The 11,023-nt window shown below is 68.5% G+C and carries 10 protein-coding genes and 1 tRNA gene; 5 read left to right on the top strand and 6 right to left on the bottom strand.

Features of this window, described 5'->3' with window-relative positions; genetic code table 11:
- Positions 1–137 precede the first annotated feature (137 nt).
- Positions 138–1,652: a LacI family DNA-binding transcriptional regulator gene (locus ACFWWR_RS17495; protein WP_384304082.1), complete on the top strand. Its 1,515-nt coding sequence runs from the start codon at positions 138–140 to the stop codon at positions 1,650–1,652.
- Between the two features lie 120 nt (positions 1,653–1,772).
- Here ACFWWR_RS17495 and ACFWWR_RS17500 read toward each other — a convergent pair.
- From ACFWWR_RS17500 to ACFWWR_RS17510, 3 genes are all read right to left on the bottom strand, one after another.
- Positions 1,773–1,846: transfer RNA gene (locus ACFWWR_RS17500), tRNA-Pro, on the bottom strand.
- 34 nt (positions 1,847–1,880) lie between these two features.
- Positions 1,881–2,666, bottom strand: coding sequence for a Pr6Pr family membrane protein (locus tag ACFWWR_RS17505; RefSeq protein ID WP_384304085.1), 786 nt, complete (start codon positions 2,664–2,666; stop codon positions 1,881–1,883).
- A gap of 259 nt (positions 2,667–2,925) precedes the next feature.
- Positions 2,926–3,852 carry a metallophosphoesterase gene (locus ACFWWR_RS17510; protein ID WP_384304087.1) on the bottom strand — a complete coding sequence of 309 codons (927 nt, stop codon included), beginning with the start codon at positions 3,850–3,852 and terminating at the stop codon, positions 2,926–2,928.
- A gap of 93 nt (positions 3,853–3,945) precedes the next feature.
- Here ACFWWR_RS17510 and ACFWWR_RS17515 point away from each other — a divergent pair, with 93 nt between their 5' ends.
- Entirely contained in the window at positions 3,946–4,410 is a 465-nt protein-coding gene (locus ACFWWR_RS17515; protein WP_383871745.1) for a GatB/YqeY domain-containing protein, read from the top strand.
- A gap of 224 nt (positions 4,411–4,634) precedes the next feature.
- Here ACFWWR_RS17515 and ACFWWR_RS17520 read toward each other — a convergent pair whose 3' ends face one another.
- Positions 4,635–6,902 carry a transglycosylase domain-containing protein gene (locus ACFWWR_RS17520; protein WP_383871747.1) on the bottom strand — a complete coding sequence of 756 codons (2,268 nt, stop codon included), beginning with the start codon at positions 6,900–6,902 and terminating at the stop codon, positions 4,635–4,637.
- A 409-nt stretch (positions 6,903–7,311) separates the two neighbouring features.
- Here ACFWWR_RS17520 and wblA point away from each other — a divergent pair, with 409 nt between their 5' ends.
- Entirely contained in the window at positions 7,312–7,650 is a 339-nt protein-coding gene (gene wblA / locus ACFWWR_RS17525) for a transcriptional regulator WblA (RefSeq protein WP_217241406.1), read from the top strand.
- A gap of 50 nt (positions 7,651–7,700) precedes the next feature.
- Here wblA and ACFWWR_RS17530 read toward each other — a convergent pair whose 3' ends face one another.
- Positions 7,701–9,116 carry an ArsA family ATPase gene (locus ACFWWR_RS17530; RefSeq protein WP_384304089.1) on the bottom strand — a complete coding sequence of 472 codons (1,416 nt, stop codon included), beginning with the start codon at positions 9,114–9,116 and terminating at the stop codon, positions 7,701–7,703.
- 36 nt (positions 9,117–9,152) lie between these two features.
- On the bottom strand, positions 9,153–10,130 hold the full coding sequence (locus tag ACFWWR_RS17535) for an ArsA family ATPase (protein ID WP_383871751.1): 978 nt from the start codon (positions 10,128–10,130) through the stop codon (positions 9,153–9,155).
- Positions 10,131–10,236: 106 nt separating this feature from the next.
- On the opposite strand from ACFWWR_RS17535, the gene ACFWWR_RS17540 reads away from it, so the two are divergent.
- Positions 10,237–10,395: a DUF4177 domain-containing protein gene (locus ACFWWR_RS17540; RefSeq protein WP_020129281.1), complete on the top strand. Its 159-nt coding sequence runs from the start codon at positions 10,237–10,239 to the stop codon at positions 10,393–10,395.
- Entirely contained in the window at positions 10,392–10,859 is a 468-nt protein-coding gene (locus tag ACFWWR_RS17545; RefSeq protein ID WP_383871754.1) for a RidA family protein, read from the top strand. Before ACFWWR_RS17540 ends, ACFWWR_RS17545 begins: the two co-directional genes overlap by 4 nt.
- Positions 10,860–11,023: the final 164 nt, after the last annotated feature.

Below are 11,023 nucleotides of genomic sequence, written 5' to 3' on the forward strand. Positions count from 1 at the left end.
ACGCAAGCAGGCGGACCCGTGGTGCAGCTCCGAGCGCGCCGTCCGCGACGGACACGAAACGCCGCCTGACAGAACGGATGATCGCGGTGGGTGGGAGTCGACAGGCTCCCACCCACCGCTTTGTCGTGAGAGGGAGCATGGGGTTTGCGGAGGATCGCGGCACGTACTGGCGTGGCCGCTACAAGATCTCAACAGGCAAGTACGGCACCGTTGCTGCCGAGAGTGGCGAGACTGTCCGCTTCCGCACTAAGCGCGAAGCCAAGCAAGCCGCTGATGCCGAAGAAGCGAAGGTTCGTTCGGGCGGCTGGAAGGACCCAGCGGCCGGACAGATCACATTCGGCGAGTACGCCTCGCGGTGGTACGCGGCGCAAGATCTAGCTGCGTCCACGATGCAGAACTACCGCCGTCACCTGGAAGAGCACCTGCTCCCAGAGTTCGAGGATCGCCCGCTCGCCTCAATCCAGCGCGTGGACGTGGATGTGTGGGAGAAGAAGGAGAAGGCGCTCTACGCCTTATCGAGCGTGAAGACGTGGCGCGGCACTCTCCACCTGGTCCTCGAAGACGCGATGGACGACGAACTCATCAGCGCCAACCCCGCCACCAAACGCCGCGGTAGGGGAAAACGCGCCGGACGCTCGCGCGACCGAGGACCCGAGAAAGTCGTCACCGAGCCCCTTGGCATCCTGCTGTGTGCTGAGCGCGCCTCTCTGCTCTCCGGGCGCGATGACGAGTTCGTTGCCGTCGTGACCAAGGGCTACACAGGCATGCGGTGGGGCGAAATTGTGGGATTGGAGACCGAGTTCGTTCGCAGAGGGGCCGTGCGCGTGGAATGGCAGCTCTACGAACTCGACTCGGGGGAGTTCGAACGCTGCCCTCCCAAAGACGACAGCTACCGCACCATCGATGCCCCGGCATGGCTCACTCGCTTGTGGGCCAGCCACGTAGCCCGTACCCAGCCAAAGCCCTGCGCTTGTCATGGCAACACCTACATGTTCCGCGGGCAGGGAGTTTCCCGCACTGGGGAGACCGGCGCGAAGGTGGTCGACGTGGCGAGACGAGCCGGCGTCTCCACCGGCACCGTCTCCAACGTTCTCAACCGGCCCGATGCCGTAACCCAAGCCGCCAGGGAGCGGGTACGGGAGGCCATCGACGCTCTCGGATTTACGCGCGGCGGCGGCGCCATCGACCAGGCCGAGCACTGGAGACGGAACGGGTTCGCCACGTGGCTGTTCACGCCGGCCGTCTCCGGCTGGTACCCCAAGAAGGCTCCCCAGGAGGCACGGCCCGTGCCGGTCATGGCCGATCCCTGGCCCGGTGTGCCGGCGCGGGGGAGAGGCGCCCAAGCGCGAGCGGACACCTGCTGGGTGCCGATCGCGAAGGGGCTTACTCCACACGGGCTGCGCCACACCCACAAGACGCGCATGGAAGGATTCCGCACTCCGCCGAAGCTGATGGATGAGCGCATGGGGCACATCGACGGCTCCGTGCAGGCGCGCTACTCGCACATCACCCGCGAGATGCGTCAGGAGCTCTTGGCAGACCTCACCGTCGAATGGGAGGCGTCCCTCGATGCTCGTATCGCGATGTGCCCGACGTCGCCGGTTGCTGTGCTCAACGACCTCTTGCGGGAGCGTCTGAGGGCGCGCCAGTAGGTGCTGTCTGGGGGCGGAATTTCAAGATCTTCTCCCAGATTTCTCCCAGGAGGCCCGGGAAACCACTCAGGGGCCTGATCCGCTTTCGCGGATCAGGCCCCTGACCTGGTATTTCAGCTGTCGGGGTGGCGGGATTTGAACCCACGACCTCTTCGTCCCGAACGAAGCGCGCTGCCAAGCTGCGCTACACCCCGATTGTCGCTGCTCGTCGCGGCGACGTCGTTCACTTTAGCCCACCGGTGGCTGGAGACGAAATCCGGTTTTCGTGTGGTGGCGGACGATGTTCGGGCGGGCGTGGTCGAGGGCCACGAGGAGGACGGCGAGGGCGAAGAAGGAGAGGCCGAGGAGGAGGGCGTTGCCCAGGACGCTCCGGTAGCCGTGGAGGTCGACGTCCAGGAACGGGTAGAGGTAGCGGCCCGGGGTGCCCGGTGGGATCAGTTCGCCGCGGGTCAGGGAGAAGACCAGGTAGGCGAGGGGGTAGAGGAGCCAGGTGGTGGCCTGGCGCAGGTGCAGGCGGCCGGGTGGGGTCAGGAGGAGCCAGTCCAGGAGGGCTGCGAGGGGGATCAGCGTGTGCAGGACCTGGTTGGTGATCGCGTGCCAGCCCGTCGGGGTGGCCGCCGCGCCTGTCAGGGGGAACGGGCTCGCCTGGTTCGCCAGGAGCAGGTGGTACACCAGGCCCGTCGTCGTGACGTAGAGGAGGGCCGCGCCCGTCAGGACGGATGGCAGGGGGTGGCGGGCCGACCACGCCCGGCGGGCCGAGAACACCATGACCAGTGCCAGCAGGATGCTGCTCTGGATCGTGAAGTGGCTCAGGATCCGGACCGGGCTGCCGAGGAGGAGATCGATCGTCACGGCCGTGGTCGCCGCCAGGGCGACGAGCAGGCGGTAGACGGCGGCGAGCGGGCGGCGTACGCGGGGCACCACCGCCGTGGCGGGTACGAGCGAGGGCAGCAGCGCGGGCATACCCGGGAGTGCGGGCAGGTCCGGGATGTCCCTGGGTATCGGGGCGGTCATGCCCTCACGCTAGGCAGGGCCGACAAAAGGGGCGATACGGGCAGTCCGTGTGGGTTAACCGCCGTCGGCCCGCGTCAGTAGGAGGACCACCGCCGCGCCCTCATCGCCAACAGCGGGCTACTCCCGCTCCACCCGTACCCCGTGCTCCACACACCCCACGCGCATCCGCAGAACCACCCCGCCTGCCCCACCGGCATCCGCAGCACCACCACGCCCGCCCCGCCGGCATCACCACGCCCGCTTTCCCGCCTGCTTTCGCCTACTCCCGTCCCACCAACGTCAACAACGTCGCCTCCGGCGGGCACGCGAACCGCACCGGCGTGTAGCGGTTCGTGCCGCAGCCCGCTGAGACGTGGAGGTACGACGTACGGCCCTCCGCCGTGTGCGTGGACAGGCCCTTCACGCGGTCCGTGTCCAGGTCGCAGTTGGTGACGAACGCGCCGTAGAAGGGGAGGCAGAGCTGGCCGCCGTGGGTGTGGCCGGCCAGGATCAGGGGGTAGTCGTCGGCCGTGAAGGAGTCGAGCACGCGGAGGTACGGCGCGTGCACCACGCCCATCGAGAAGTCGGCGCCGCCGGACGGGCCGCCCGCCACCTGCGCGTAGCGGTCTCGCTTGATGTGCGGGTCGTCCAGGCCGGTCAGCTCGATCGAGGCACCCTCGATCTTCAGCGTGCCCCTGGTGTTGGTGAGGTTCAGCCAGCCCGCGCCGTCGAAGGCGTCCCGCAGGTCCTCCCACGGGTTGTGGATCGCGTTCACGGCGGGTGCGTTGCCGTTCAGGCCGTGGCGGCCCTGGGCCTTCTCGAACAAGTACCGGGCGGGGTTGCGGAGTTTGGGGCCGTAGTAGTCGTTGGAGCCGAAGACGTACGCGCCCGGGAACTCCAGCAGCGGGCCGAGCGCGTCCAGTACCTCCGGCACGCCCTCCGGGTCGGAGAGGTTGTCACCCGTGTTGATCACGAAGTCCGGGCGCAGCCCTGCCAGCGAGCGCAGCCAGCGCTGTTTCTTTCGCTGGCCGCCGACCATGTGGATGTCGGAGACCTGGAGCACGCGCAGCGGGCGCATCCCGGTGGGGAGGACGGGGACGGTCACCCGTCGGAGGCGGAAGGAGCGGGCCTCGAAGCCCGCCGCGTACACCAGACCGGCGGTGCCTGCCGCCACGATTCCCAGGGGTACTCCATATCGCGAGCGCATACGTCCATCGTGTCAGACCCGGCGAGTGCCCCGTGCCCCTACGCCCGTTAAATGAACGGGCGTACGGGATGCGACACCTGCGACAATCAACCCATGACCACGCTCAAGTCGAAGTTGCAGGAAGACCTCAACGCCGCGATCAAGGGGCGCGACGAGCTCCGCTCCTCGACGCTCCGGCTGACGCTCACCGCGATCACCAAGGAGGAGGTCGCGGGCAAGACCAAGCGCGAGCTCTCCGACGACGAGGTGCAGAAGGTGATCACTCGCGAGGCGAAGAAGCGCCGCGAGGCCGCGGACGCGTTCGCGCAGGGTGGTCGTGCCGAGTCGGCCGAGCGCGAGAAGGCGGAGGGCGAGGTGCTCGCCGCGTACCTGCCCCAGCAGCTCGGCGACGAGGAGCTGAACGCCATCGTCGCCCAGGCCGTCGAGGAGGCGAAGGCGGCCGGTGCCGAGGGGCCGCGAGCCATGGGCGCCGTCATGAAGATCGTGAACCCGAAGGTCGCGGGCCAGGCCGAGGGCGGGCGCGTCGCCGCCGCGGTCAAGAAGCTCCTGGCAGGCTGAACGTCCCCGCGCCGGTGAGACAGGGCCCCCGCGCCGGTGAGACACGGGCCCGCGCGCCGGTGAGACACGGGCCTACAGCACGAACGGCGGCCCGCGCGCCGGTGAGACACGGGCCCCCGGGCCGCTGAGACACGGGCCCTACAACACACGAACGGCCCCTTTCTCCTCGTACGACATGAGTCCGTACGGGAGGAAGGGGCCGCGCCCGTTCTCAGGTCACCGCGTCAGTCGCGGCCGCCGTTGCCGTTCCCGTTGCCCTGGAAGAAGCCCTCCGGGATGGAGAAGGAAGGCGTCGGGAAGGTGCCGCCTCCCGTGCCGCCGTCGGTGGTGCCGCCGTTGTTGTCGCCGTTGTCCCCGTCGTTGTTGCCGTTGCCGTTCCCGTTGCCATTCCCGTTTCCGTCGCCGTCACCGCGGTCCTTGGCGGGGTCCGGGATGTTGACGAGGTTGAAGGACTCCGTGGTCTTGCCCTCCAGGGCGCCGGTCATGGCGTCCTTCCAGATCGGGCCCGGGACCTCGCCGCCGTAGACGAGCGGGCGGTAGACGCCGCCGATGGTGATGTTCTTCATCTTGACCTTCTGGGTGGCACTGCCGACCCAGACGGCGCCCGACATGTTCGGCGTGTAGCCGACGAACCAGGCGTTCCTCCGCTCGTCGGTCGTACCCGTCTTACCGGCGCTCTCGCGGTCGGTGAGGCCGGCCTGCTGGCCCGTACCGGAGTCGACCACGCCGCGCAGGAGCGTGTTGACCGTGTCCGCGGTCTTCTCGCTCATCGCACGCGAGCACGTCGACTTCGGCACCTCCATCGACTTCTGCTGGTCGCCGACCTTCTGCGTGATCGACTCGATGGCGATCGGGGTGCAGTACATGCCGCGGGAGGCGAAGGCGGCGTACGCGTTCGCCATCGTCAGCGGGGAGAGGCCGATCGAGCCGAGGGCGATCGAGGGCGTCTCGGGGATCTTGTCGCCGTTGCCCTGCCGGACGTGCAGCTTGTCGGTCACGTTGACCACCGGGCACAGGCCGATGTCGGAGATCATCTGCACGAAGTAGGTGTTGACCGACTTCGCCATGGCCTCCTTCAGCCGGTACGGGCCGACCTCCGACTCGGTCTCGTTCTCGAGCTTCTCGCCGCGCCTGTTGGTCCACGGACTGCTGTCGCACGTCTGGACCGGGCTCGGGTACTGCATCTCGTACGGCGACGAGTACTCCTGCGTCGCCGGCCGGCCCTCCTCCAGAGCGGCCGCCGCCACGAACGGCTTGAACGTCGAACCGGTCGGGAAGCCGAAGTTGGAGCCGCCGTAGGCCGCGTCGACCGAGTAGTTGTACTCGGTCTCGTTCTTGCCGTAGCCGTACGGCTTCGACTGGCCCATCGCGACGATCTTGCCGGTGCCGGGCTGGACGAGAGTGGCCGCCGCGGCGACCTTGTCGCTCTGGTTTATGTGGTCCTTGAGCGACTCCTCGACCGAGTTCTGCGCCTGCGGGTCGAGAGTCGTACGGATCGTCAGGCCACCCTGGTTCCAGGTCTTCGCCCGCTCCTCGCGGGACTTGCCGAAGACCGGGTCGCTGAGGAAGACCCGCTCCACGTACTTGCAGAAGAAGCTGGCGCCCTGGACGGCCGTGATGCAGCCGTTCTTGGGCTGGCTGATCTTGAGGCCGAGCGGCTGCTCCATGGCCTTGGAGGCCTCGGCCTGGGAGACGTCGCCGACCTCGGCCATGCGCCGCAGCACGGTGTTGCGGCGCTTGGTGGCCTCGGTCTCGTCGTTGATCGGGTCGTACCGGCTGGGCGACTGGACGATGCCGGCGAGGAGGGCCGACTCCTGGAGGTTGAGGCTCTTCGCGGACTTCGAGAAGTAGCGCTGGGCGGCGGCCTCGACGCCGTAGGCCTGCTGGCCGAAGAACGTGATGTTCAGGTAGTTCTCGAGGATCTTCTTCTTGCCGAGTTCCTCTTCGACCTGGATCGCGTACTTCAGTTCCTTGATCTTGCGGCCGAGGGTCTGCTGCGTGGCCTGCGCGACCTTCGTCGGGTCGTCGCCGGCCTCCTCGACGAAGACGTTCTTCACGTACTGCTGGGTGAGCGTCGAGGCGCCCTCCGAGACTCCGCCGGTCTGCGCGTTCTTGTTGAGGGCGCGCAGGACGCCCTTCAGGTCGATCGCGCCATGCTGGTAGAAGCGCGAGTCCTCGATCGCGACGATCGCCTTCTGCATGTACGGCGAGACGTTCTTCAGGCCGACCACCGTGCGGTCGCGCGAGTAGACGGTGGCGAGTTGGCCGCCGTCGGCGTCGAGGATGGTCGTGCGCTGGCTCAGCGGCGGCGTCTTCAAATTGGCCGGGAGCTCGTCGAAGCTCTCCACCGACCCCTTGGCCGCGAGACCCAGCGCACCGGCCGCGGGCAGCGCGATGCCGGCCATGACGGCTCCCGCGAGCACACTGACACCGAGGAATTTGGCGGCCTGCTGCGTGGAGGACAGACCACCGCCCGAGCGCTTGTTTGGCATAGGGGCAGCCTACGTTCTCATTCGCCGGACACGCGTATATGCCTTGGCCTAAGCTGCTCTCAACTGTCACAGCCGTAGGGCTACGTATCAATACGTCCGGCGACCCCGAATCGTTCCGGAGGTTCCCCAACTTTTTTCGACGGGGACGTGTCCGAATCCACCTCGTGTGTCACCTGGTGCCCGTTGTGACGCAATACAACTGTCCCGCTTTGCCGGAACAGTCACGTATGTCGCGGGCTCACTCCCCCGGGTGATCTGCCGCTTACGCATAGTCCGTTCGGGCCATTCAAGATTGGGCCCGAAGGGGGTGTTGCGCTGTGCCCACCTTCCGTAACGTCCTCAACTGGCGGCGGTGAATATGCCGCTGCCGCCGTGGGGGAGCCTCGATTCGGGAGAGGACGGCGCCGGTATGGGCTGGGTAGTCGACTGGAGTGCGCAGGCGGCCTGCCGCACTACCGATCCGGATGAACTGTTCGTTCAAGGAGCAGCGCAGAACAGGGCCAAGGCGGTGTGCACCGGATGTCCGGTGCGCACGGAGTGCCTCGCCGACGCGCTCGACAACCGCGTCGAGTTCGGCGTGTGGGGAGGAATGACGGAGCGGGAGCGCCGCGCACTGCTGCGCAGGCGGCCCACAGTCACTTCATGGCGCCGGCTCCTTGAGACCGCGCGTACGGAATACGAGCGGGGGGTCGGCATCCTGCCGCTCGACGACGACGAGGTGTACGAGAGCTACGCGGCAGTGAGCTGAGGGCACCGCCCTCGGGCATCCTCGGCATCGGTATCGCACGCGCCGGTGTCTCAGACACCGGCATCTGACTCGGGCAGCTCCTGGTGGGCGGCCGCGAGCCGGTTTCCGATGTCCCGCAGCCCCGCGAGGTCGTGCACGTCGCCGGGCAGCGCGGCCACTTCGGTCACCGCCACCTCGGGGTGGAGCGCGGTGAAGCGGTCACGCGTGCGCTGCTCGCGGAAGAGCAGCCGCATGCGTTCGGCGTGCAGCCTCAGCAGGCCTGCGGTGAGTTGTTGGACGGACATCTCCTGCGTGGGTTCCGTGTCCTGCGTGACGTCCGTGTCCTGGGTGGCGGCGGGGGAGCCTTCGTCAGGAGCCGGAGTTTCGGAAGCGGGAGGTTCCGTGGCGGGAGGGTCGGTGGCGGGAGACTCCGCGGTGGGAGACCCTGAACTGCCGTATGTGTCGGGAGAGTTACGAAGACCAGCTTTCCCGTCCCCCTGATCCACAATGCGGGGCTCTTCAAGATTTTCGGCGGCGCCGAGCGCGCGCTCGGCCGACAGCCGGTCGGCGCCGCTGCCGTGGACCCGGTTGAGCACCAGGCCGGCGAGCGGCATGTCCTCGGCCGCCAGCCGCTCCACGAAGTACGCGGCCTCGCGCAGGGCGTCCCGCTCCGGGGCCGCGACCACGAGGAACGCCGTCCCGGGCGCCTGGAGCAGCTTGTACGTCGCGTCCGCGCGCGTGCGGAACCCGCCGAACATCGAGTCCATCGCCGCCACGAAGGTCTGTACGTCCTTCAGCAGTTGGCCGCCCAGCAGCTTGCCCAAGGCACCGGTCATCATCGACATGCCGACGTTCAGGAACTTCATCCCCGCGCGGCCGCCGACCTTCGCCGGCGCCAGCAGGACACGGATCAACTTGCCGTCGAGGAACGACCCGAGCCGCTTCGGCGCGTCCAGGAAGTCGAGCGCGGAGCGGGACGGGGGCGTGTCCACGACGATCAGGTCCCACTCGTCCCTCGCCCGCAGCTGCCCCAGCTTCTCCATCGCCATGTACTCCTGCGTGCCCGCGAAGCCCGCCGAAAGCGACTGGTAGAACGGGTTGGTCAGGATCGCCGACGCTCGGTCCGCGTCCGCGTGCGCCTCGACGATCTCGTCGAAGGTGCGCTTCATGTCGAGCATCATTGCGTGCAGTTCGCCGTCGCCCTCCACGCCCTTCACCCGGCGCGGGGTGTTGTCGAGCGAGTCGATGCCCATCGACTGGGCGAGCCGGCGGGCCGGGTCGATGGTGAGGACGACCACCTTGCGGCCGCGCTCGGCCGCGCGCAGGCCGAGGGCCGCCGCGGTGGTCGTCTTGCCGACGCCGCCCGAGCCGCAGCACACGACGATGCGGGTCTTCGGGTCGTCGAGCAGGGGGTCGAGGTCGAGTACGCGTGCGGGGGAGAGCTGGTGACGGGCGCCCTCCTTGGCGAGGGCCGGATCCTTGCTCATGACATCCCCTTGCTCATGACATCCCCTGCTTCCGGCTCATGACAGTCCCTGTTCGCGCAGCTCGGCCGCCAGTTGGTACAGGCCCGCCAGATCCATGCCCTCGGCGAGCAGCGGCAGTTCGTGCAGCGGCAGGCCCAGCTCGCCCAGTACGGCCCGCTGTTCGTGCTCCAGCGCGTACCGCTCGCCGTACTCCGCGGCCTGCTGCAACAGCGGGTCCACCAGCCGCTCGGCGTGCCCGCCGCGGCGCGCACCGCCGAGTCCTGCGGCCGACAGTGACTGGGCCACGGCCGTCCGCGGCACAGTCCGTACGAGTTCCAGTTCGGCCGCGTCCAACACCTCGGGCCGCACCATGTTCACGATGATCCGCCCCACCGGCAGCCGCGCCGACCGCAGCTCGGTGATGCCGTCCGCGGTCTCCTGGACGGGCATCTCCTCGAGCAGCGTCACCAGGTGCACGGACGTCTCCGGAGACTTCAGCACCCGCATCACGGCCTGCGCCTGGTTGTGTATCGGGCCGATCTTGGCGAGGCCCGCGACCTCGTCGTTGACGTTCAGGAAGCGGGTGATGCGGCCGGTGGGCGGGGCGTCCATGACGACGTAGTCGTACGCGAACCGGCCGTTCCTGTCCTTCCGGCGCACCGCCTCGCACGCCTTGCCGGTCAGAAGTACGTCCCTGAGGCCGGGCGCGACGGTGGTGGCGAAGTCGATCGCGCCGAGTTTCTTCAGGGCCCGGCCGGCGCTGCCCAGTTTGTAGAACATCTGGAGGTAGTCCAGAAGGGCCAGTTCGGGGTCGATGGCGAGGGCGAACACCTCCCCGCCCCCTGGAGCGACGGCGATCTTTCGCTCCTCATAAGGCAACGCTTCCGTTTCGAAGAGCTGCGCGATGCCCTGCCGGCCCTCGACCTCGACGAGAAGCGTCCGCTTCCCCTCGGTCGCGAGGGCCAACGCGAGGGCGGCGGCGACCGTCGTCTTGCCGGTCCCGCCCTTGCCGCTGACGACCTGGAGCCTGCTCACGTATTCGAGCGTAACCAGTCCGTGCGCGGGCTAAGCGGGAGGCTGTGGACAACCTGGGTGAGGTCGGCCGCCTGACCGGTGTGTCGCAGCGGCTAAAGTCGGCCGCATGACCAAGTGGGAATACGCAACCGTGCCTCTGCTCGTCCACGCCACGAAGCAGATTCTGGACACCTGGGGCGAGGACGGCTGGGAGCTTGTCCAGGTCGTGCCCGGGCCGAACAACCCCGAGCAGCTCGTCGCCTACCTCAAGCGGGCGAAGGCGTGAGCTCGGTCGAGGCGCGGCTGGCCGAGCTGGGGCTGACGCTTCCGGAGGTCGTGCCGCCGCTCGCCGCGTATCAGCCGGCTGTGCAGTCCGGTGTGTACGTCTACACCTCCGGCCAGCTGCCGATGGTGGAGGGCAAGCTTCCGGTCACCGGCAAGGTGGGTGCGGAGGTCACGGCCGAGGAGGCCAAGGAGCTGGCGCGGATCTGCGCGCTGAACGCCCTGGCCGCCGTGAAGTCCGTCGCGGGTGACCTGGACCGGGTGGCGCGTGTGGTGAAGGTGGTCGGCTTCGTGGCGTCCGCCTCCGACTTCACGGGGCAGCCGGGTGTCGTCAACGGCGCGAGTGAGCTGCTGGGCGAGGTGCTGGGCGACAAGGGCGTGCACGCGCGGAGCGCGGTGGGCGTGACGGTGCTGCCGTTGGACGCGCCGGTGGAGGTCGAGGTCCAGGTGGAGCTGACCGGGGCATAGGGCGGGCGTGGTGTGCCTGCGGCGGCCTGTGTGGATGCCTGCGGCGGCCTGTGCGGGTGCCTGCGGCGCCGGTGCGGGTGGGTTGGGGTCGGGGCCGTGTCGGGGGGTGTCCGTCCTCGGAACGGCGCGGAATCGGTTGCCTTTCGAGGTGCTCGTGTTGACGC

Source organism: Streptomyces sp. NPDC058678 (assembly GCF_042714835.1).
In the GTDB taxonomy this organism is placed as follows: domain Bacteria; phylum Actinomycetota; class Actinomycetes; order Streptomycetales; family Streptomycetaceae; genus Streptomyces.

Bases quoted from the DNA above. Each gene is read 5' to 3' on its own strand.
- ACFWWR_RS17515 (WP_383871745.1), top strand. From the start codon at position 3,946: ATGACCACGCTCAAGTCGAAGTTGCAGGAAGACCTCAACGCCGCGATC.
- ACFWWR_RS17495 (WP_384304082.1), top strand. From the start codon at position 138: ATGGGGTTTGCGGAGGATCGCGGCACGTACTGGCGTGGCCGCTACAAG.
- ACFWWR_RS17510 (WP_384304087.1), bottom strand. From the start codon at position 3,852: ATGCGCTCGCGATATGGAGTACCCCTGGGAATCGTGGCGGCAGGCACC.
- ACFWWR_RS17505 (WP_384304085.1), bottom strand. From the start codon at position 2,666: ATGACCGCCCCGATACCCAGGGACATCCCGGACCTGCCCGCACTCCCG.
- wblA (WP_217241406.1), top strand. From the start codon at position 7,312: ATGGGCTGGGTAGTCGACTGGAGTGCGCAGGCGGCCTGCCGCACTACC.
- ACFWWR_RS17530 (WP_384304089.1), bottom strand. From the start codon at position 9,116: ATGAGCAAGGATCCGGCCCTCGCCAAGGAGGGCGCCCGTCACCAGCTC.
- ACFWWR_RS17520 (WP_383871747.1), bottom strand. From the start codon at position 6,902: ATGCCAAACAAGCGCTCGGGCGGTGGTCTGTCCTCCACGCAGCAGGCC.
- ACFWWR_RS17540 (WP_020129281.1), top strand. From the start codon at position 10,237: ATGACCAAGTGGGAATACGCAACCGTGCCTCTGCTCGTCCACGCCACG.